Genomic DNA, 21,235 nt, shown 5'->3' with positions numbered 1-21,235 from the left:
CGACATGAAGTCGCAGTCTGCCTCCCATGACAAGCCGCACAGGGAAGCTCCACGCTCACGAACCTGACCTCCTCGCCCGCCTCGACGCCGCGGAACGCCTGCCAGGCGCCGAGGAACTGCGCGCGTACTCCTACGACTTGCTGCGCGCGGCGCCCGGGGCGCGCGTCGTGGACGTCGGCTGCGGCGCGGGCCGTGCCGTCGCAGAACTGGACGCGCGGGGCCTGCGGGCGGCCGGAGTTGACCCGGACGCGCAGACGCTCGCGGTCGCCCGCCACCGCTGGCCGGGCGCGGACGTGCGCGTCGCGGACGCGTACGGCCTGCCGTTCGCCGACGCGTCGCTCGACGGCTGGCGGGCCGACAAGGTGTTCCACGAACTGCGCGAGCCCGCACGGGCGTTGGCCGAGGCGCGCCGCGTCCTGGTGCCCGGCGGGCGGGCCGTGCTGCTCGGACAGGACTGGGACACGGTCGTCATCGACTCGGACGACCCGGCGCTCACCCGCGCCCTCGTGCACGCCCGCGCCGACGCCGTCACCGCCCCCCGCGCCGCCCGCCGTCACCGCACGCTCCTGCTTGAGGCCGGGTTCCTGGCGGTGACGGCCGAGGTCCGCACGGTGGTGTCCACCGGGCCCGCGACGCTGCCGATGCTAGTGCAGCTAGCCGCGCTAGCCGGGGCCTTCCCGCGCGAGCGGGTGGACGGCTGGCTCGCCGAGCAGCGCGAACGCGCCGCCACCGACCGGCTGTTCGTCGCCGTCCCCGTGTTCCTCGCGGCGGGCACGGCGCCCGGCCGACCCCCCGCCCGGGGCCGCCACCGCGGCGGTCAGCCGCCGTCCACCCCCACGACGGCGGCGTCCGGGTCCTCCCGGTCCGTCCAGAACTCGGGGCACGCCAGTCCCTCGGCCGCGGGCAGGGCGTCCCTGTACACCTCGGCCGTCCCCGGCACCTCGCCGTCCAGGGCGAAGTCCGCCGGGGCGTCACGGTCCTCGTAGACGGTGACGAACACGCGCTGCCCCACCCGCAGTTGTGTCGCCGGGTCGGGCTCCAGGATGTCTAGCTCCACCGGGCCGCCCTCCCCGGCGGGCACGAGCGCTTCACGGACGTCGAGGCCGAGGACGATCCTGCCGCTCTCGGCCGACGGCCTGATGCCCGTCACCTCGCCTTCCCCGACGAAGGCCGCGCAGGCGATCGCCTCCGCCACGGTGAGCCCCACGCCCCCGCCCCCGCCCTCCCCGTCCCCCTCGGCGGGACCGCCTCCCCCGGACCCGCCGGTGAGCGTGACGCCCACGGCCAGCGCCGCCGTGCCCACCGCCGCCGCCACGGCGAGCGCCGCCCGCCGCCCCGCGCGCCGTGACCCGCGGAGCGCGAGCGCGTCGGCGGGCTCCCCGCGCCCCGCCTCGGCGCCGATGATCCCGAGCGCCGTGCGCAGACGGTCCGTCTCACGCGGTGTCAGTCCGCCGTCATCCACGTCCACGGAAATCCCCCTCCTTCTCGGTCAGTCGGCCCCGCAGCGCGGCGGCGGCCGAGTGGAGCCGGCTCTTGACCGTGCCCTCCGGAATCCCCAGCAGGGAGGCGATCTCCGCGACGCTCAGGTCCATGTAGTACCGCAAGGTGATCACCTGTCGCTGGGGCCTGGACAGGCTCTCCAGACCCCTCGCCACGGAGAGGGCGAGCGGAAGATCCTCCTGCGGGTGCTCCGTGCCCCCGTGCCGCTCCCAGCGGGCCGCCAGCCGCGCGCGCAGACCCGCCTCCCTCGCCCTGGCGCGGTGCCAGTCCACGGCGACGCGCGAGGCGACCACGGCCGACCACGCGTCACGGTCGCGGACGCCGCGGCCCGGCCCGGCCTCCTCGGTGAGCAGCTTGAGCCGCACCTGCTGGAGGCCGTCGTCGAGATCGCCCCAGGGCACCCCGCCCAGGGCGAGCACGGCCCGTATCCGCTCGGTCTGCTCCCGGACCGGCGGGGGTTCCTCCTCGGACCCGGTCCCTGCCTCGCGCTGTCCGCGCATCCTCGTCCTCTCCTCGGTCGTCCTATGACGGAGGAGCGGGCGGAAACGTTCACCGTGACGCGGTCGGGCCCCGGGCGGACGGAGGGGCCGTCAGCCGACCTCGATGCTCGTCACGCCGAAGACGCCCGACGTGTCCGTGTCGGGCACCGGGCCGGTGTACATGCGGGCGCACTCGAACACCGGTGTGAACCCGAGGCGTTCGACCAGGCGCAGGGCCGGGGCGTTGACGTCGGGGACGTCCAGCACCAGCGGCGCGGGCGGCGCGGTGGCGGCGAGGCCGGTCAGCAGGGCGTGCGCGACCGCCTCCGAGTCCGCGTGCAGCGGCCCGACCCGCGTGCCCCTGGCGGCCGGGCGCGCCACGGCGAAGCCGCGCAGGCCGCCGTCGCCCACGGCGGCGAGCGACGTGTGCGCGGGCTGCGTCACCCACTGCGAGAGGAACGCGTCGCGCTCGCCGGGGAAGTGGCGGCGGTCGTGGTCGGCCAGGACGGCGAACGGCAGCGAGCGCCCGTCCACGAGGACCGTGCCCCCGGGCACCTCGGCGGCGCTGACCGGGACCGTCCCCTCGTACCGCAGGTGGTTCCACGCGTGGTGGAAGCCCGACCTGCGGTAGTTCTCCTGCTGCGCGACGACGCCGTCGAGGCCGACGTTCCGCCCGCCGAGGCGGTCCATGGCCGCCCGCCACATCCGCATCCCGTAGCCCTGCCCGCGCACCTGCGGGCGGGCGATGTAGAGGCCGAGGAAGCCGAAGCCGGGCCCGTGGCGCACGGCCGAGACGGACGCCACCGGCTCGCCGTCCAGCCGTCCGACGAGGAAGCCGCGCGGGTCGGCCGCCTGGAAGGCGGTGAGGTCGCGGTCGCCCGGGTTCCAGCCCTCGTCCGCGGCCCACTCCCGCAGGGTCGCCAGGTCCCCGGCTCCCGCCGTGCCGATCTCGAAGTTCCGCACTGTCTCCTCCAATGCCGGGCGGATCATGCTCCGGGCCCAACGACGCGTCCGCCCGCGGGAAACGGGTCCCGCGGCGCCCGCCGTGGCGTATGGGCGACCTCGTCCGTTTCCTGGTGGGATGGGCCGCGAGCGCGCCGCCGCAGCGCCGCGCGGCCGTGGGCGCGTATCCGCTGGCCACGGGCGGCCCGCCGCCCTCGCGCCGTCCACCGCGGCGAGGAAAGATCCGATGTATCGTGCCTGGGACGGCGTGGCCCGCTTCCGTGAGGACGCCCCCGCCGGGCGGCCGACCCCCCGGTGAGGAAACCCGGGGGGCGCCGTGCGAAGGCCCGCCGGGAAGGCCCGGCCGGGGGACGAGGGGAGAGCGCGATGTCGGTGACCGACGACGCCATCGAGGCGATCAAGCAGATGATCGTGAGCGGCGAGCTGAGCCCGGGGGACCGGCTGCCCAGGGAGCCCGACCTCGCCGAACGGCTGGGCCTGTCGCGCAACTCGCTGCGCGAGGCCGTACGGGCGCTCGCGCTGATCCACGTGCTCGACGTCCGGCGCGGCGACGGGACGTACGTGACCAGCCTGGAGCCGTCGCTGCTGATGGACGCGATGAGCTTCGTGGTCGATTTCCACCGCGACGACACGGTCCTCCAGATACTGGAGGCCCGCCGCGTCATCGAACCGGCGACGACCGAGATGGCCGCGCTGAAGATGCCGGAGGCCGACATCGAGGCGCTCACCGAGCTGCTCGACTCGCTCGGCGACTCGCCCACCATCGACGAACTGGTCGAGAACGACCTGGAGTTCCACCGCCGTATCTCCGCCGGCTCGGGCAACGCCGTGCTGGCGTCGCTGGTCGAGACCCTGTCGGGCCGCACGCAGCGCGCGCGGACCTGGCGCGGCCTCACGCAGGAGGGCGTGGTGGAGCGGACGGTCGGCGAGCACCGCGCCATAGTGCAGGCGCTCAGCAGGCGGCAGCCCGGCCTCGCCGCCGCGCTCGCCACCGTCCACATCGCGGGCGTCGAGCAGTGGCTCCGCGAGGTCCTGATCGACCCGAGCTGAGGCTCCCCCGCGCGGCGGCGGGAGAGCCCGGGCCCGCCCGGGTCAGCTGCCGGGCGGGCGCAGCCGCAGGTCCTGCATGCCGCCGTCCACGGCGATGCCGACGCCCGTCGTGGACGTCGCGAGCGGGCTGGCCAGGTAGGTGACGGCGTGGGCGATCTCCTCGGGGGAGACGAGCCTGCCGTGCGGCTGCCTGGCCTGGAGGGCGGCGCGCTCCGCCGCCGGGTCGTCCGCGTTGCCGAGCAGCCGCCCGATCCACGGGGTGTCGGCGGTGCCGGGGTGGACGCAGGAGACGCGGATGCCCTCGCGCAGGTGATCGGCGGCCATGGCCCTGGTCAGCGCGGCGACCGCGCCCTTGGTGGCGCTGTACAGCGCCCGCTGGGGAAGCCCCGCGGTGGCCGCGATGGAGCCGATGTTGACGATGGCCGCCGCGCGGGAGCGGCGCAGGTGGGGGAGCGCGGCGCGGCTCGTGCGGACCATGCCGAGGAGGTTCACGTCCAGGACGCGCAGCCACTCGGCGTCGTCGTTGTCCGCCACGGTGCCCTGGGCGCCGATGCCCGCGTTGTTGACCACGATGTCGAGGCCGCCGAAGTGCGCGGCGACGGCGTCCACCCCGGCCCGTACGGAGGCGTCGTCCGACACGTCCGCGCGGACGCCGAGCAGCCCCTCCTCGTCCGCGACGGCCGTCAGGTCGAGGGCCGCGACGCGCGCGCCGCGCTCCCGCAGGGCGCTCACCACGGCGGCGCCGATCCCGGAGGCGCCGCCCGTCACCGCGGCCACGAGGCCGTCGAACTCACTCATGCCGACACCTTCTTCTCCGTCGCGACGAACTCCTGGCGCTGGCGGCCGAGGCCCGGGATCTCCACCTCGACGACGTCGCCCGGGGAGAGGTAGGGGAAGCGGCCCGACAGGGCGACGCCCTCCGGCGTGCCGGTGAGGACCACGTCGCCCGGCTCCAGCGCGAGGTACTGGCTCAGGTGCCAGATCAGGTACTCCACGCCGAAGATCATGTCGGCGGTCGTGGAGTCCTGCCGGGGCTCGCCGCCCACCCAGCTGCGCAGCCGCAGGGCGGTGTGGTCGATCTCGTCGGGGGTCACGAGCCAGGGGCCGAGCGGCGTGAAGCCGGGGCCGCACTTGCCCTTGCTCCACTGCCCGGCGGACTCGTCCAGCTGCCAGCGGCGCTCGGAGACGTCGTTGGCGAGGACGAAGCCCGCGACGTGCGCCAGGCTGTCGGACGGCGCGTCGAGGTAGAGGGCGCGGGTGCCGATGACGACGCCGAGTTCCACCTCCCAGTCGGTGCGCTCGCTGCCCGGGGGGATCGCGACCGGGTCGTCCGGGCCGCCGAGGGTGTTGGGCGTCTTCAGGAACATGGGCGGCACCTCGGGCGGCGTCGCGCCCGACTCCGCGGCGTGCGCCGCGTAGTTCATGCCGATGCAGATGACGGCGCTCGGCCGGGCGACGGGGGTTCCGACGCGCAGCGCGTCCGCGCCGGGCAGCTCCGGCAGGCTGCCCGCGTCGAGCGCGGCGCGGACGGCGGCGAGTCCTCCCGAGGCGAGGAAGGCGCCGTCGATGTCGGTCGTGAGTCCGGTCAGGTCGTACGTGGCTCCGGCATTGACGACAACGGGCCGCTCCTGGCCGGGTGGGCCCAGACGGGCGAGCTTCACCGTGTACTCCTCGCGTCATTGATCGGGTCTATCAGGCTGAACCTGCGCATGTTAGGGCAGTAAAGCAGCACGACGCGAGTCTTGACGCGCTAGACATCGGATGTCTATCGTCCACGTGATATAGATCATACAAGGGAGTGTGTCCGTGCCCCGCTTTCTCGCCATGCACGCCCACGACGTCCGGTTCCCCACCTCGCAGACGCTGGACGGTTCCGACGCGATGAACCCGGACCCGGACTACTCGGCCGCCTACGTCCGGCTGGTCACCGACGCGGACGACGGCCTGGAGGGACACGGTTTCGTCTTCACCATCGGCCGCGGGAACGACGTGCAGGTCGCCGCACTCCAACTCCTGGAGAGCCGGCTCGTCGGCCGCGACGTGGCGGAGACGCTGGACGATCTCGGCGGCGTGTGGCGCGAGTTGGTGCACGACTCGCAGCTGCGCTGGCTCGGCCCCGAGAAGGGGGTCATGCACATGGCCATCGGCGGGGTCGTCAACGCCCTGTGGGACCTGCGCGCCAAGCGCGCGGGCAAGCCCCTGTGGCAGCTCCTCGCGTCCCTGACGCCCGAGGAGATCGTCGCGCTGGTGGACTTCCGCTACCTCACGGACGCGCTGACGCCCGACGAGGCCCTCGCCATCCTCCGCGCCGCCGAGCCGGGCCGCGCCGCACGCGAGGCCCGCCTCCTGGACGAGGGCTACCCCGCCTACACCACCACGCCCGGCTGGCTCGGCTACGACGACGAGAAGCTCGCCAGGCTGTGCCGCGAGGCCGTCGCCGAGGGCTTCTCCCAGATCAAGCTGAAGGTCGGCGGCGACCTCGCCGACGACAAGCGGCGCCTCGCCATCGCCCGCGAGGCCATCGGCCCCGACATCCAGCTCGCCATCGACGCCAACCAGCGCTGGGACGTCCCCGACGCCATCCGCTGGATCGAGGCGCTGCGGCCCTACGACATCGCCTGGGTCGAGGAGCCGACCAGCCCCGACGACATCCTCGGCCACGCGGCCATCGCCCGCGCCATCGCGCCCATCCCGGTCGCGACCGGTGAACACGGCGCGAACCGCGTCCTGTTCAAACAGCTCCTCCAGGCCGAGGCCCTGTCGGTCCTTCAGCTCGACGCCACCCGCGTCGCGGGCGTCAACGAGAACATCGCGATACTCCTCCTGGCCGCCAAGTTCGGCGTCCGCGTCTGCCCGCACGCGGGCGGCGTGGGCCTGTGCGAGGCCGTGCAGCACCTCGCGATGTTCGACGGCATCGCCGTCTCCGGCACCACCGAGGGCCGCATGATCGAGTTCGTGGACCACCTCCACGAACACTTCGTCACCCCGGTGGACGTCCGCGACGGCCACTACTACGCGCCCAAGGCACCGGGCGCCGGGACCGAGATGCTCCCGCAGTCCATCCTGGAGTACTCCCGTGGCGAGTGAACTCCCGCAGGACGGGGGCGCGGAACCCGTCCTCGACACCCATCTCCACCTGTGGGACCGCTCCGTCAGCACGTACGCGTGGCTGCCCCCCGACGGGCCGCTGCACGCCGACTTCACCGCGGAGGCCGCCCACGCCCAGCTCACCGCGGCCGGGGTCGGACGCGCCGTCCTCGTCCAGGCGGAGGACTCGGAGGCGGACACCGCGTTCATGCTGGCGCAGGCCGCACGCCACCCGTGGATCCTCGGCGTCGTCGGCTGGGTCCGCCTGGACGACACCGCCACCGCGGGACGCCAGCTCGACCGCTGGCAGGAGCACCAGGCGCTGTGCGGCATCCGCCACCTCGTCCACGACGACCCGCGCGACGACTTCCTCGAACTGCCCGCCGTCCGGCGGTCGCTGGGGCTCCTCGCCCGCCGCGGCCTGCCCCTCGACGTCCCCGACGCCTGGCCACGCCACCTCACCGGCGTCGCCGCGCTCGCCGACGCCGCCCCCGCGCTCACCGTCGTGATCGACCACCTCGGCAAACCCCCTGCCGACGCCGAGGAGTTCAGGTCCTGGCAGACCGCCCTGCGCGCGGCGGCCGAACGCCCCAACGTCGTCGCGAAGCTCTCGGGACTCCAGACCCCGGGCGTCCCCTTCACCGCCGACACCGCGCGCCCCGCCGCCGAGACCGCGTTCGACTGCTTCGGCCCCGAACGCCTGATGTACGGCGGCGACTGGCCGATGACGCTCCCGCACGGCGGCTACCCGCGCACCTGGGAGGTCACCTCCGCCCTGATCGCCCAACTGTCCGCCTCCGAGCGGGCCCAGGTGCTGTCCGGCACCGGCACCCGGGTCTACGGTCTGCGGGAGCCGGTCCGGTGAACGAGAGGCTGACGATGACGAAAGCGCTCCTGGAGGTCGAGGGCGTCGGGAAGAGCTTCCCCGGCGTCCGGGCCCTGCACGACATGCGGCTCGACCTGCGCCCCGGCGAAGTCCTCGCCCTGGTGGGCGAGAACGGCGCGGGCAAGTCCACGCTGATGAAGCTCCTGTCCGGGATCTACGTCCCCGACGCCGGCGCGTTCCGCCTCGACGGCGAGCCCTACGCGCCCACAGGACCCGGACACGCGACCCAACTCGGCATCAGCATCATCCACCAGGAGTTCAACCTGGTGCCCGACCTGACGGTCGCCCAGAACATCTTCATCGGCCGCGAACCCCGCCGCGCCGGGCTGCTGCTCGACGACCGGAAGCTCAACGCCGACGCCACCGCACTGCTGGACCGGCTCGGCCTGCCCCTCGACCCGCGCGCGGTCGTCGGCCGACTCACCGTCGCCAACCAGCAGATGGTGGAGATAGCCAAGGCCCTGTCGTACGAGCCGCGCGTCCTCATCATGGACGAGCCGACCGCCGCGCTCAACGACGCCGAGGTCGATACCCTGCACGACCTGATACGCCGCTTCGTCCGCCCGGACACCGGCGTCATCTACATCTCCCACCGCATGGCGGAGATCAAGCGCATCGCCCACCGCGTCACCGTCATCCGCGACGGCGAGTACATCGACACCCTCGACGTGGCCACGGCCGGGACGCCCGAGATCATCAGCCGGATGGTCGGCCGCGCCATCGCCACCGACGCCACCCCCGAGGACGTCCGCCCCGACCGCGAGGTCCTGCTCGACGTCCGCGGCCTCACCACCAAGGCGCTCCTGACCGACGTCTCCTTCGAACTGCGCCAGGGCGAGATCCTCGGCTTCGCCGGGCTGATGGGCGCGGGGCGCACCGAGGTCGCCCGTGCCCTCGTCGGCGCCGACCCCGTCCAGCAGGGCACCGTCACCCTGCGCGGCAAGCAGGTCCGCATCGCCAACCCGGCCGACGCCGCCCGCCTCGGCATCGGCTACCTCAGCGAGGACCGCAAGCGCTACGGCCTCCTGCTGGAGCAGGACGTCAAGGCCAACATCGCCCTGAGCGCGCTGCGCGACCGCTTCACGCAGGGCGGCTTCGTCCGCGACGGCGCGCTGCGGGCCACCGCCGAACAGCTCATCGGCAAGCTGCGCATCAAGACCCCCTCCGCCCACCAGACGGCGAAGCACCTGTCAGGGGGCAACCAGCAGAAGGTCGTCATCGCCAAGTGGCTGGTGAAGGACTGCGACGTGCTCATCTTCGACGAGCCGACACGCGGCATCGACGTGGGCGCCAAGGAAGAGATCTACCAGCTCCTACGGGAGCTGGCCGCGCAAGGCAAGTCGATCATCATGATCTCGTCCGAGCTGCCGGAGGTCCTGCGCCTGTCCCATCGCGTCGTGGTGATGAGCGAGGGACGGGTCACCCGCGTGCTCGAAGCCGACGAGGCGACCCAGGAGAGCATCATGCACTACGCGACGCTGCGGCCCGACGAGGTCCCGGCCGACGCCGTGGAACTCGGGCTCATCGCCGGCGCCCCCACGGAGGCGGCCGGTCTTCCGGAGAAGAAGGCAGGGCAGCCATGACAACCGCGAAAGCGCCGGCGTTCACGCGGCAGGAGGAGAACGGGAAGGGCGCCGCGCTGAAGAGCCGGCTCCAGCAACTCCTGGCCTTCGCCAGCCTGATCGTCATCTACACCTACTTCGCCTTCGCCAGCGAGTTCTTCTTCACCTACGACAACTTCATCTCGATCCTGTTCTCGACCGTGGTCATCGGGACGCTGGCGATCGGCACGACCTTCGTCGTCATCACCTCGGGGATCGACCTGTCCATCGGCACCGGCATGGCGCTGTGCGCCGTCATGGCCGGTGTGTTCATGGTCAACGCGGGGCTGCCGCTGGCCGTCGGCGTACCGCTGACGATCCTCTTCGGCGGCCTCATGGGGCTGATCAACGGCTTCAACATCGCGGTGCTGGGCATCCCGCCGTTCATCGCGACGCTGGCGATGATGCTCGTCGCCGAGGGCCTCGCCCTCGTGGTGTCCGACAGCACCCCGATCTACTTCAACGAGGTGGACGGCTACACCGACCTGTCCACCGGCCGTCTCATCCCCGGCGTGGACATCCCGAACGCCGTGCTCATCCTGGTGGTCGTCGCGATCATCGCCGGGGTCCTGCTCACCAAGAGCGTCCTCGGCCGCTACACCTACTCCATCGGCAGCAACGAAGAGGCGACCGGCCTGTCCGGCATCAACGTCCGCCGCTGGAAGATCGCCATCTACGTCTTCGCCGGACTGTTCACCGGCCTCGCCGGCGTACTGATCTCCGCCCGGCTCGGCTCGGCCCAGCCCGCCACCGGCATGGGGTACGAACTCCAGGCCATCGCGGCCGTCGTCATCGGCGGCACGTCGCTGTCCGGCGGAAAGGGTTCGATCATCGGCACCCTGATCGGGGCCCTGATCATCTCCGTCCTCAACAACGGCCTCCAGATCATGTCCATACCGCAGGAATGGCAGAACGTCATCCTCGGCTGCGTGATCCTCGTCGCCGTCTACACGGACCAGGTCCGGAAGGAATTGCAATGAGAACGTCCCCGACCAGAACGAAGGAGATCTGGCGATGAAGCTGAGAAGGACCACGGTCGCCGTGATCGGCGCGGCCCTGATGGTACTGACGACCGCCTGCGCCGAGGACGGCGAAGGCGGCGGGTCGGGCGGCGCCGACGGCGGCGGCTCCGGCGACGGGCCGACGATCTCCATCGTCTCCAAGGGGTTCCAGCACCAGTTCTGGCAGGCGGTGAAGCAGGGCGCCGAGGAGGAGGCCGAGGCCCGGGGCGCGCAGGTCACGTTCGTCGGCCCCGCCACCGAGGCGGACGTCGAGGGCCAGATGGACCTCCTGACCAACGAACTGGCCAGGAACCCCGACGCCCTCGGCTTCGCGGCTCTCGACTCGCAGGCCGCCGCGCCGCTCCTGGAGCAGGCGCAGTCGCAGGACATCCCGGTCGTCGCGTTCGACTCCGGCGTGGAGAGCGACGTGCCCGTGACGACGGTCGCCACCGACAACAGCGCCGCCGCCGCCGAGGCCGCCTCCCACATGGCGGAGGAGATCGGCGGGGAGGGCACGGTCGCGCTCGTCGTCCACGACCAGACCAGCCTCTCAGGACAGCAGCGCCGTGACGGCTTCCTGGAGTGGATGGAGGCCAACGCCCCCGGCATCACCGTGCTCGAACCGCAGTACGGCGGCGGTGACCAGCTCGCGTCGGCCGAGATCGCCCAGTCGATCATCCGCAGCAACCCGGAGCTGTCGGGCATCTACGCCTCCAACGAGGGCTCCGCGATCGGCGTCATCAACGGCGTCCGGGAGAGCGGCCGGGACGACCTCGTCGTCGTCGGCTTCGACTCGGGCCAGGCCCAGATCGACGCCATCACCAGCGGCGAGATGACCGGCGCCGTCACCCAGGACCCGGTGGACATGGGCCGTCAGCTCGTCATCGCCGCCCTGTCGGCCATCGACGGCGAGGAACTGCCGGAGAGCATCGACACCGCGTTCCACTGGTACGACCAGACCAACATCGACGACCCCGAGATCCAGGGGGCGATCTACGAGTAGGACCGACCGCGTGGTCGGTCGGGAAGGCGTCCGGGACAGGGTCCCGGGCGCCTTCCGGCGTCCTCACGCCCGGCCCGCCGGGCGCAGGAACCGCGACACCGCCGCGGCCTCCGCGTCGATGCCCTCCCGCACGGCGGCCGACAGCGGACCGAACGCCTCGACCTCCACCCCGTGCCGTCCCGCGCGCCGCCACGTGCCGACCACCAGGCCGTCCACCGTCACGGTCGGACGGATGACCCCGCCGCCGGGCCACACGCGGCGCCCGTGCTCGGCGGGGACGGCGAGGTCCCGACCGCGGTAGCCGAGCAGGTAGTTGTCGTACGCGGGCAGCAGCCGCACGTCGGGAGCCGCCGACGCCGCGTCCGGCTCACGTGCCTCCCGCGCGGCGAGGGCACCGGCCGCGTCCAGCGCCTTCCACGCCCGCCGCGCCCAGGTGACGGGCAGCCCTGACCAGGCGGCGAAGTCGTCCGCTTCGGCGGGCGCGTAGGCGCGCAGGTACCGGCGGGCCAGCTCGGCGAGCGCGTCGTCCCCCTCGGGCGCGTACGCGTCGGGCGGTCCCGGCAGCCAGTCCTGCGACAGCACGAACGTGGCCTCCCCGTCGCGCCACGGGCCGTGGCACAGCAGGCCGTTCAGCGCGGCGTGCCGGATCAGGTGGAACGGCGCCTGGCCCTCGGGCGCGACGCCCAGGGCGGTCAGCCGCTCCGTCAGCGCGGCGCGGCCGAGCGGTCCTTCCGACGCGACGGCGTCGCGCAGCAGCCGGTCCGCGCGCTCCCGCAGATCCGCGTCGAGCCCCAGGTCGCGGTAGCGGTGCCCCGTCCCGGCCAGGACGCGGGGGCCGAGGAGACGCAGCAGCCAACCGGCGTCCTCGCTCGGGACGGTGTGCAGCGTGCCGCGCATGAACCAGCCCCGCACGACGGCGCGTTCGTCCTCGTACGCCGCCCGCACCGCCTCAGCGTCCAGGTCGCGCCCGCGCGCCAGGACACCCAGGGCCGCCGCCGTGGCGTCCTGCGCCTGCACGGCGAAGACCCGCCGCACGACCCCGGCGGCCGTCGCCTCCCGCACCCCGCCGCCGATGGCCTGCGCACGCGCCCGCAGCGCCCGCGTACCCGCCTGATCACCCATCGCCGCGCTCCCCGTCCCCGCTCGACACCACCACACCCGGCACGCCACGGTACGGCCCCCGCCCCCTCCCCGTGGGCGCGCCCCGCCCCGGACGATCTACGGTGAGGCCATGGCCGACACCCGACAGCGACTGATCGACGGCGCCATCGAGACGATCAGGCGGCACGGCATCACCGGCACCTCCGCACGGACGATCGCCGCCACCGCCCAGGTCAACCAGGCACTCGTCTTCTACCACTTCGGCAGCGTCCACGAGCTGCTGAAGGCCGCCTGCCTCGCGGCGACCCGGGCGCGGGTCGAGCGGTTCACGGACGGGCTGGACGGCGTCGCGAGCCTCGGCGAACTCCTCGCCCTGGGGCGCCGGTTGCACACGGAGGAGCGGGAACTCGGCAACGTCACCGTGCTCGCCCAGATGCTGGCCGGTGCCCAGGCCGACCCGCAGCTCGCCGAGGCGACGTCGGCGGCGCTCGACCTGTGGATCGAGCCGGTCGAGCGGACCATCACGCGGCTGATGGCCGACTCGCCGCTGTCCGGCTACGTCGAGGTCGCCGGGCTCGCGCGGGCCGTGAGCGCCGGGTTCATCGGGCTCGAACTGTTCGACGGCGTCGATCCTTCGGGGGCCGACGACGCGCTGAACGCGCTGGGCCGCCTGGCCGAACTGGTGGAGGTGATCGACGGCCTGGGCCCCGTCGCCCGCCGCGCACTCCGCGCCCGCCTCCGCCCATGACCGCCCGCCGCTGCCGTCAGGCCGCGCGCAGCGCCCGCGCGGTACGCGCCGCCTGCGCGGCGACGCCCGCGACGCTGGACGTGATGAACGGCCCGCCGCCGACGAGGTCACCGACCAGGTGCACGCGCGGATCGGCGGGGACGACCCCGCCCGACGGATGGAAGGTGGCGAGACCCGCGCCCGTCACGGCACGGACCAGATCCCGGGCCGCCACCGGGACCGCCTGCGCGGGCGGGTTCACGGCGCTGACGACGGCATGCGCGGTACGCCGCCCCCCGCCGTCCCGCACCAGGAACCGCCCGTCCACCGGCTCGATCCCCTCCGCACCCGAAGAGAGCGTGAGCTGGCCGGAGTCCAGGAGCCGCATCAGGACCGACGCGTTCACCGGGACCATGGGCGACGCGACGCTCGTCGCCGTCCGGAGGTGACGCCGTATCCACGCGCGATCCGGCTCGCGCAACAGGCGCCAGGCGTAGGGGCCGACGGTGTGCGCCGTCTCCTGGAGCACGCGGCGCCCGATCCGCGGGTCATCGACCGCGGCGATCTGCTCCCGCAGGCGCCGGACCGGGTCGTCCGTCCGCGTGCCGCCGAGGAGGGCGACGAGTTCGCCGAAGTCCTCTCCCGCATCGGCCAGTTCCTCACGCAGCAGCCCGACGAGGTCGTCGAGTGCGAGCTGCCCCCGGGCGCGGTGCAGCTCCGCCACCCGCTCGACGGTCACGTGCGTCGGGCGCCGCTCGACCGGACGCTGCCACACGTACGGCAGCACCCCGCTGCGCGACAGGAGGGTGATCCGTCCCTCGTACCGGTGCGCGGCCAGCCCCACGACGACGTCCACGGCGGTCAGGCCGCTGCCGATGACCGTCACGTCGGCGGCGGCGGCGATGCGCTCCAGCGTGTCCGCGAGCGGATAGGGATCGGCCGTGAAGCCCGCCGCGCCGCCGAGTCCGTACACGTCCGCGGGCGTTCCCCCGCCCACGCACAGCGCCATGCGGTCGGCCTCGTGCTCCTGCCCGTCGTCCGTGCGCAGGACCAGGCGCGTGCCCCCGCGGACGGCGGCGTCCGTCACCCGCGCGGCCACGACGCGTACCGTCCAGCCCTGTTCGCCCAGCGCCGCCACGGCCTTCTCGGCGGTGTGGACCAGATAGTCGCCGTAGAGCGCGCGCGGGACCAAGGGGCGGCCGAGGAGCGGGTCCAGGTGATCGGAGCCCCGGTCACCGAGCCAGGCCGCGAAATGCCCGACGTCACGGCCACGCACCGACATCAGCGCGGGCGGCGTGTTCACCAGCACCGCTTCCAGGTCGGGCCCGTACGGGCGTCCACGCCACAGGTGCGGCGACGGCTCGAAGACCGTCACCGTGCCCGTTCCGCCGACCGCGCCGTCGCCCTCGGTCGCGGCGAGCGCGTCCAGCAGGCTGACCGCCGCTGCGCCTCCACCGACCATCGCGATATCCATGAGCTGCCTCTCCCGTCGTCCGTGTGGCACCGACCTTGCCCGTCCCCGGCGGCGCGCCCCATCCCCCGCTCCCGGGGGACCGGCGGGGAATGACTCCCCCGAACGAGGGGTTCCGTGGGGTGAGGACGAGCGGGCAGGCTCGGGGACGGGCGGATCGGCCAGGGGGACACACATGACGACGGATCGACGCCGACCGGTGCTCGCGGCGGCGCAACAGGCCGCCGACGCACTGGACTTGTTCGGCCGCGTCTCCGCCAGGCTGCGGCGGCTGGTGCCGTTCCACTCGGCCGTGTGGACCGCCACCGACCCCGAGACCGGCCTGATCACCGCGCCGATGCTCGTCGAGAACATGGGCGCGGGCGAGGGCTGCGCCGCCTACTGGCGCAGCGAGCTGCTGGAGGAGAACGTCCTGCCGTTCCGCGACCTGGCACGCGGCGCCGTCCCGGCGGCCGGACTGCGCGCGGCCACCGGCGACCTCCCGGCCCGCAGCGCCCGGTTCCGGCACCTGCTGCGCGGCCAAGGCGTGCACGACGAACTGCGCGCCGCCCTCCGGATCGGCGACCGGCCGTGGGGCCTGGTGAGCCTCTTCCGCACCACCGACGCCTTCCTCCCCCACGAGACCGCGCTGCTCGCCGACCTGTCGCGCCCGCTCGCCGAACGGCTGCGGACGCTCACCCGGCCGTCCGCCTCCGCCCGCGGCACGGACTCCCCGGCGCCCGGTCTGATCCTCTTCGACGGGTCGGGCGAGGCCGTGTCCGCCAACGACGAGGCACGGCACCACCTCGCGCACCTGCCGGAGGGGCCCTCGTTCCCCACCGCGCTGGGGCTGCGGCTGCCGATCTGGGTGATCGGCACGGCGCTCCAGGCACGCGCCGTCGCGGACGGCCGTGACCGTGGCAGCGCGCGCGTGCGCATCCGGACGACCGAGGGCCGGTGGCTGACCTGCCACGCCTCAGGACTCAGCGGCCCCGGCGGCGCTCCCGGGCCGGTGGCCCTCGTCATCGAGCCCGCGACGCCCGCCGACCTCGCGGTCCTCGTCGCCGAGGCGTACGGGCTGACGGCGCGGGAGCTCCAGGTCACCCAGCTCACCGCGCGCGGGATGACCACCGTCGAGATCGCCACGGCGCTGTTCATCTCGCCGCACACGGTCCGCGACCACCTCAAGGCGATCTTCACGAAGGCCGACGTCTCCAGCCGGGGCGCCCTCGTCGCCCGCCTGTTCACCGACCACTACTGGCCCGCGCTGCCCGAACCGGAACCCGTACGACGCCCCGGCCACCTCCCCGCCAGGGCACGCCGTCCGCCAGGTGGAGGCGCGGTGGCGGAGCCCATCGCTCTCCGGCCGCCCTCCTCCCTGCGCACGGAGTCCGCTTGATCAGGCGGCGATGGTGGTGGCGATCCGCTCACGGAAGGCGCGCACGGCCGGGACCGCGGACTGCTCGCCCATGCTGGCGGCCAGCTCGCGCAGGGGTCCGGTGGCGCGGTGGGAGCTGATCTCCTCGGCGAGGTCGAGCGCCTTCGTCGTCATGGCCGCCCCCGGTGACGAGGCGACCGTACGGAGCGCCGCAGAGCTGCGCGAGCTGCTGGCGGCGGCCGGGTTCCGTCGCGGCGTGTCCGAAGGTGCCGCGTTCGGGGTCGTGGCGGTACGGACCTGAGTGGGGGACGGGCGGGTCAGAAGGCCCAGGGGTCCGGGTGCGGGGTGCGTGTCGGGTCCTCCGACCAGCACAGGCGGTCCTCCAGGTCGTCCCCCAGACGGGCCGTGAGCAGGTCGGCCGCCCAGCCGTTCCAGTAGACGCCCTCCGGGTACTGCGGCACCCGGAACGCGGCCAGGCCGGTGGGCACCGCCTCCGGCCGGAACACGGCCTTCTTGATCTCGCCCGTCGCCCTGCGTGGCGCGGACGAGCGCCGGGCGTCCAGGCAGTCCACGACCTCGGTGACGAGCAGCAGGGAGTACGCGCCGTCCCCCACGTCCTCCGGGTCGCCGGTGTCCACCGGCAGCAGGTCGCCCGACGCCGCAAGCCCCTCGCCCAGCAGCCCGACCAGGCGGCGGCTGAGCATCGGCGCGCACGGAAAGCCGCTGGGGAACTCCGACTTGGGCTCGGTGGCGCCCTCGTACCAGCTGCCGGACACGGCGGTGGGCCGCGCGGCGTCAGCACCGGCCAGGTGCCAGCCGATGACCCTGTCGAGCGACCTGTCGTCCAGGCCGAACGTCGCCCTGTCGCCGAGCAGGCCGGGCAGCAGGCGGTGGACGGACAGCGGCTCGCGGGTCGTCTCGCTCATCACGCGGTCCAGTATGCGTTGGCGCCGGGCCTGCCGGTCCTCAGCTCGTTCTCGACCTGGCGCCCGACACTCCGCAGCTCCCTGCGGATGTCGGCGCGGATGCCGCGGGCGCCCCGGCCCGTCAGACGGCCCCTGCGCTCGATGTGCCGCAGGCGCAGGTCGAGGCGGCTCAGGAAGCGGTTGGTGTGCGTGAAGTTGTGCGGTGTGGGGTGCCCGAGCGGGATGCCGTTGGCCGCGTCGTTGATGTCGATGTTGTAGCGGCTCAGCAGGCGGCGCATCGCGGGCGCGCCACCACGGTTGAAGCCGGACGGCACGATGTGGGCCGCGGCCTGGCCCGGTCCGACGATGCGGTTCTCCGCCGCCAGGTTCCGCCGCAGGATCGCGGCGTTCTGTGCGCACGTCAGCAGGCCCAGGTAGTCGAACCAGGACAGCGGATCGGGCACGTAGGCACGGTGGTTGGGGCCGGCGTCCAGGCCCAGGGGGTCGGGCGTGACGTAGCGGGCGGTGAGGGGGTCGTAGTGGCGGAGGAAGTTGTAGTGCAGCTGCGTCTCCTCGTCGGCGTACTGGCCCGGGAAACACAGGGGCGTGCGGGCCGTGGCGCCGGGGGACGGCGCGGTGAGGCCCCACAGGGTGGCGTCCGCACGCCAGACGACCTCGCCGTTCTCGTCCAGCAGTTCGGTGGGTGTACCGATGAGGTCGGTGACGACGGCGTAGAAGTGCTCGTCGATGACGTCCTGCGGCGCGTCGGCGAGGTGCCGCCGCTCGGTCTGCGCCACCGGCCGCGCGCCGTCGCGCTCCCAGGTGAGCGTGACCGCCTTGGCCTCCCCCGCGACGAGGGTGGTCTGCTCCACCAGGTCCACGTCCGCCCAGGTGAAGCGGGTCTCCTCGGCGACCGAACCGTCAGGCGTCGTACGGCGTTTGGCCACGCGCCGCCCGAGAGCGTCGTAGAGGTAGCGCCACAGGGTGCCGTCCGGCGTGGTCACGGAGGTGAGCCGGTCCTCGGCGTCCCACGTGTAACGCCACACGTCGGGCTTCCGCGACAGGCGGACCTTGCGCCGCACCACCACGCGCCCCGCCGCGTCGTACTCGTACGCGACGCCCCCGGCGTGCGTGAGGCGGGTGCCCTCGTAGGAACGGTCGCCGCGCGCCTCCGGCTCCGGGCCGCTCCCCGGCCAGGCCGCGCGGCTCTGGTTGCCCGCCGCGTCCCAGGCGTACGTCTCCGTCCAGTCGTCGGCCCTGACGGCGGTGACGCGCCCGGCGGCGTCGGTGTCGAAGGCACGCCCGCCGGTGCGCGCGTCGTCCACGGCCGCCACGGTGTCGTCGGCCCGGTAGCGGTAGGCGCGGCGCAGGACGGGCGAGGCGGCGGTGACGGTCTGTTCCGTGAGCCGGTCGGCGGCGTCCCACGCGTGGTGGAGCACGACCCCCGCCGCGCCCAGGCCGCGCCGGGTCTCACGGCCCGCCGCGTCGTACGCCGACGTGAGGACGCGCCCGGCGACGCGCACGGTGGTGCGCTGCCCCGCCGCGTCGTAGGCGTACGTGGCCGTCGCGCCGGTGGGGGTGGTCCGCGCGACGGGACGGCCGAGCACGTCGTGGACGGTGCGCAGGGTGCGGCCGTCGAGGGTCTCGCCGGTGATACGCCCGGCGGCGTCGTAGGCGAAGGCGAGGGCGACGTCCGGGCCCGTCGCCGTGAGGATGCGGCCGTCGGCGTCGTTGGTGTAGGCGGTGACGACCCCGTCGCTTGTCGTCGTGACGAGGCGGCCCGCGACGTCGTAGGCGTACCCGACGGTCTGGCCGAGCGCGTTGGCGCGGCTCAGCAACTGCCCCGCCGCGTCGTAGGTGTAGCGGACGGTGTGGCCGTCGAAGTCGGTCTCGGACAGCGGGCTGCCGAGCGGGTCGTAGGTGTAACTCCAGGTCAGCCCGAGCGGGTTCGTGACGCGTACGAGGCGCTGCTCGGTGTCGTGGTCGAACGTGTGGCGCGCCCCGTCGGGGGTGGTGCGGGCCGTGAGCTGGTCGAAGGGACCGTACTCGTAGTGGGTAGTCCGGCCGAGGGCGTCGGTGTGGGAGAGGCAGTTGCCCTCGGCGTCGTGGGCCCAGCGCTCCGTGGCCCCGTCCGGGTGCGTGACGGACGCGGGGCGGCCCTCCACCGTCCACGTGTGCCGCGTGACGGCGCCCAGCGGGTCGGTCACCTGCCGGACGCGGCCGAACGCGTCGTAGTCGATGTCCGTCACGCGGCCCAGCGGGTCGCGTGAACGCACCGGCTGCCCGGCCGCGTTGCTGGTGAAGTGCTGGACGGCGCCGGTCGCGTCCGTGAGGGTCGCGAGGGCGCCGCCCGGGGTGCGGGTGAAGCGGGTGACGGCGCCGGTGGGCTCGGTCACGGACAGGCAGTTGCCCGCCGCGTCCCACTCCGCGCGGCGCACGGCGCCGTCGAAGCCGGTCACCTCGACGGGCAGGTCGTGCTCGTCGTAGCGGGCGCGGGTGGTGGCGCCGTCGGGCCGTTCGACCGCCGTGAGGTTGCCCGCCGCGTCCCACGTCAGGCGGGTGGTGTGGCCGAGTTCGTCGGTGCGCGCGAGGAGTTTGTCGCGCCGGTCCCAGTCCTGCCGGACGGTGTGGCCCAGCGGGTCGGTCTCGGCGACGAGCTGGTAGCAGTCGTTGAACGCGAACTGCCGCGTGTGGCCGAGGGAGTCCACGGCGGTGGTGACGCGCGCCCCGGTGTCGTACCGGAAGGTGTAGTCGAGGACGCCGCCCTCCCCGCGGGTGGCGACGCAGCGGTCGGCGTCGTCGTAGGTGTAGCGGTACCAGGTGCCGTTGCGGTCCTCCCAGCCGGTGACGCGGTGGCGGCCGTCGTGGTCGATCCGGAGCGGCAGCCCTGAGGAGTTGACGATCTCGGCGAGATTGCCCGCCCTGTCGTAGCCGTAGGCGACGAGGGTCGGCTCGTCGGGGTCGCTGAGCAGGGTCAGCCGCGTGACCCGGCCGTCGGCGCAGGTGACGCCGACGCGGTAGCCGCCGTGGTGGGTGATCTCGGCGGGCAGTCCCGCCGGGTCGTAGGTGAGGGTGAACGCGTTGCCGTTGCGGTCGCTGATCGCGGTGAGCGGCAGGGTGGCGGCGGGGCGGCCGGGGACCGGCCGGAAGTGCAGCGTCAGGCCGGTGCCGCGCTGCCGCACCGTCATCTCGCCGCCGGACTCGCCGTCCCACAGGAGCGGCCAGTGCGGGCCCTCGACGGGCAGCACGGCGCAGTGGGGCGGCGGCACCGGGTAGCGCAGGACCATGCCGTCGGCCGTGTGCAGCCGGGCCTCGCGCTCGTCCAGTACGAGGCGTTGGTCGAGCGTGCCCGCCCAACTCGGCCCGAACAGCAGGCCGGTGCGCACACCGGTGCGGTGGTGGCGTTCCAGGAGCAGCGGGTGGACGCCGGGGAGTTCGACGTCGGTGGCCGACATGACCAGTTCGCCCGTGGCCATGTCCACCGGGTCGCCGCACAGGGACAGGCCGCGGACGCTGCGGCTCATGCGCCGGATGCTCTCCCCGAGCCCGCGCACGCCCACGGCGATGCCGCGAAGGCCGGTGGTGGCGAGGCCGCGCACTCCTCGTACGAGTCCGCCGAGACTGGTGAGGCCGCGCATGCCCGGGATGCAGTCCAGGGCGGCGAACGCGACGTCCAGCAGCGAGCCTTCGCCGCGCGCGTATTTGATGAGGGTGTCGGCGAGGACGACGACGGCTGCCGCGAGGACGACCCAGGCGAGCGGGCCGCCGATGATCAGGACGATGATGCCGAGGACGGCGACGATGACCTTGCAGATGGCGACGATGGTGTCCCAGGCGTCGGTGAACCAGCGCACGAGGTTCTGCCACCAACTGCGGTTCTGGATTCCGGCGTCGGACGCCTCGTCGATGTCACGGGCCGCCTCCCGCGCGGCCTCCTCCCGCATCTCCCGCGCCTGCGCGGCGAGTTCGCGGGCGGCGTCCAGATTGCCCTGGGCCTCGTCCACCCGGCCCTGCGCCGCGGCCTGGGCCTCGTCGGCGGCCTGACGGTCACGGGTCGCCGCCCGTACCGCCTCCTCGTCCGGCGGCGGCGCGCTCGCCCGCTCA

The 21,235-nt window shown here is 73.9% G+C and carries 19 protein-coding genes; 10 read left to right on the top strand and 9 right to left on the bottom strand.

Annotated elements, in window-relative coordinates; all coding sequences use genetic code 11:
• The first annotated feature begins 26 nt into the window (after window positions 1–26).
• Complete coding sequence (locus IF27_RS15145; RefSeq protein WP_110945922.1) at window positions 27–986, top strand: methyltransferase domain-containing protein; 960 nt, start codon at window positions 27–29, stop codon at window positions 984–986.
• A gap of 468 nt (window positions 987–1,454) precedes the next feature.
• Here the strand turns inward: IF27_RS15145 and IF27_RS15135 are convergent, their stop codons facing one another.
• Complete coding sequence (locus IF27_RS15135; RefSeq protein WP_110945921.1) at window positions 1,455–2,000, bottom strand: RNA polymerase sigma factor; 546 nt, start codon at window positions 1,998–2,000, stop codon at window positions 1,455–1,457.
• A 90-nt stretch (window positions 2,001–2,090) separates the two neighbouring features.
• On the bottom strand, window positions 2,091–2,942 hold the full coding sequence (locus IF27_RS15130) for a GNAT family N-acetyltransferase (RefSeq protein ID WP_052850121.1): 852 nt from the start codon (window positions 2,940–2,942) through the stop codon (window positions 2,091–2,093).
• Window positions 2,943–3,308: 366 nt separating this feature from the next.
• Between IF27_RS15130 and IF27_RS15125 the strand changes: the two genes are divergently transcribed.
• The gene (locus tag IF27_RS15125) at window positions 3,309–3,992 is read left to right on the top strand and encodes a FadR/GntR family transcriptional regulator (protein WP_052850120.1); all 684 of its coding nucleotides are present in this window, start codon (window positions 3,309–3,311) and stop codon (window positions 3,990–3,992) included.
• Between the two features lie 42 nt (window positions 3,993–4,034).
• On the opposite strand, the gene IF27_RS15120 is transcribed toward IF27_RS15125, so the two are convergent.
• Together IF27_RS15120 and IF27_RS15115 are read right to left on the bottom strand one after the other, a co-directional pair.
• Window positions 4,035–4,790 carry an SDR family NAD(P)-dependent oxidoreductase gene (locus IF27_RS15120; RefSeq protein ID WP_052850119.1) on the bottom strand — a complete coding sequence of 252 codons (756 nt, stop codon included), beginning with the start codon at window positions 4,788–4,790 and terminating at the stop codon, window positions 4,035–4,037.
• Window positions 4,787–5,653 (bottom strand): fumarylacetoacetate hydrolase family protein, encoded by an 867-nt coding sequence (locus tag IF27_RS15115; protein ID WP_052850118.1) that lies wholly within the window; start codon window positions 5,651–5,653, stop codon window positions 4,787–4,789. Before IF27_RS15115 ends, IF27_RS15120 begins: the two co-directional genes overlap by 4 nt.
• Window positions 5,654–5,816: 163 nt before the next feature.
• Here IF27_RS15115 and IF27_RS15110 point away from each other — a divergent pair, with 163 nt between their 5' ends.
• From IF27_RS15110 to IF27_RS15090, 5 genes are read left to right on the top strand one after another with little or no spacing between them, the layout of a single operon-like run.
• Complete coding sequence (locus tag IF27_RS15110; protein ID WP_052850117.1) at window positions 5,817–7,079, top strand: enolase C-terminal domain-like protein; 1,263 nt, start codon at window positions 5,817–5,819, stop codon at window positions 7,077–7,079.
• A complete protein-coding gene (locus tag IF27_RS15105) occupies window positions 7,069–7,944 on the top strand; it encodes an amidohydrolase family protein (RefSeq protein WP_052850116.1) in 876 nt (291 codons plus the stop codon). The genes IF27_RS15110 and IF27_RS15105 overlap by 11 nt, the downstream gene beginning before the upstream one ends.
• Before the next feature lie 14 nt (window positions 7,945–7,958).
• On the top strand, window positions 7,959–9,548 hold the full coding sequence (locus IF27_RS15100) for a sugar ABC transporter ATP-binding protein (RefSeq protein ID WP_190232976.1): 1,590 nt from the start codon (window positions 7,959–7,961) through the stop codon (window positions 9,546–9,548).
• On the top strand, window positions 9,545–10,546 hold the full coding sequence (locus IF27_RS15095; protein ID WP_052850114.1) for an ABC transporter permease: 1,002 nt from the start codon (window positions 9,545–9,547) through the stop codon (window positions 10,544–10,546). The genes IF27_RS15100 and IF27_RS15095 overlap by 4 nt, the downstream gene beginning before the upstream one ends.
• Window positions 10,547–10,580: 34 nt before the next feature.
• Window positions 10,581–11,570 (top strand): ABC transporter substrate-binding protein, encoded by a 990-nt coding sequence (locus IF27_RS15090; protein WP_052850113.1) that lies wholly within the window; start codon window positions 10,581–10,583, stop codon window positions 11,568–11,570.
• 63 nt (window positions 11,571–11,633) lie between these two features.
• On the opposite strand, the gene IF27_RS15085 is transcribed toward IF27_RS15090, so the two are convergent.
• On the bottom strand, window positions 11,634–12,692 hold the full coding sequence (locus IF27_RS15085; protein ID WP_052850112.1) for a winged helix DNA-binding domain-containing protein: 1,059 nt from the start codon (window positions 12,690–12,692) through the stop codon (window positions 11,634–11,636).
• A gap of 109 nt (window positions 12,693–12,801) precedes the next feature.
• On the opposite strand from IF27_RS15085, the gene IF27_RS15080 reads away from it, so the two are divergent.
• Entirely contained in the window at window positions 12,802–13,419 is a 618-nt protein-coding gene (locus IF27_RS15080; protein WP_052850111.1) for a TetR/AcrR family transcriptional regulator, read from the top strand.
• A gap of 16 nt (window positions 13,420–13,435) precedes the next feature.
• Here the strand turns inward: IF27_RS15080 and IF27_RS15075 are convergent, their stop codons facing one another.
• On the bottom strand, window positions 13,436–14,872 hold the full coding sequence (locus IF27_RS15075; protein ID WP_052850110.1) for an FAD/NAD(P)-binding protein: 1,437 nt from the start codon (window positions 14,870–14,872) through the stop codon (window positions 13,436–13,438).
• A gap of 172 nt (window positions 14,873–15,044) precedes the next feature.
• On the opposite strand from IF27_RS15075, the gene IF27_RS15070 reads away from it, so the two are divergent.
• The gene (locus IF27_RS15070; protein ID WP_190232975.1) at window positions 15,045–16,247 is read left to right on the top strand and encodes a LuxR C-terminal-related transcriptional regulator; all 1,203 of its coding nucleotides are present in this window, start codon (window positions 15,045–15,047) and stop codon (window positions 16,245–16,247) included.
• Here the strand turns inward: IF27_RS15070 and IF27_RS31115 are convergent, their stop codons facing one another.
• Window positions 16,248–16,400, bottom strand: a complete 153-nt coding sequence (locus tag IF27_RS31115) for a hypothetical protein (RefSeq protein ID WP_190232974.1) — start codon at window positions 16,398–16,400, stop codon at window positions 16,248–16,250.
• Between IF27_RS31115 and IF27_RS31840 the strand changes: the two genes are divergently transcribed.
• Window positions 16,399–16,527 carry a hypothetical protein gene (locus IF27_RS31840; protein ID WP_263053844.1) on the top strand — a complete coding sequence of 43 codons (129 nt, stop codon included), beginning with the start codon at window positions 16,399–16,401 and terminating at the stop codon, window positions 16,525–16,527. The two genes, IF27_RS31115 and IF27_RS31840, sit on opposite strands and share 2 nt — an antisense overlap.
• Window positions 16,528–16,543: 16 nt before the next feature.
• Here IF27_RS31840 and IF27_RS15065 read toward each other — a convergent pair whose 3' ends face one another.
• Window positions 16,544–17,152 (bottom strand): hypothetical protein, encoded by a 609-nt coding sequence (locus tag IF27_RS15065; protein WP_052850109.1) that lies wholly within the window; start codon window positions 17,150–17,152, stop codon window positions 16,544–16,546.
• Window positions 17,152–21,235 (bottom strand): DUF6531 domain-containing protein (locus IF27_RS15060; RefSeq protein WP_052850108.1); only part of this gene is annotated, 4,084 nt, incomplete at its 5' end. The genes IF27_RS15065 and IF27_RS15060, both read right to left, overlap by 1 nt.

The sequence above is a fragment of the Streptomyces avicenniae genome, assembly GCF_000719135.1.
Lineage (GTDB): Bacteria > Actinomycetota > Actinomycetes > Streptomycetales > Streptomycetaceae > Streptomyces > Streptomyces avicenniae.
This window is presented reverse-complemented; position numbering and strand designations above follow the sequence as displayed.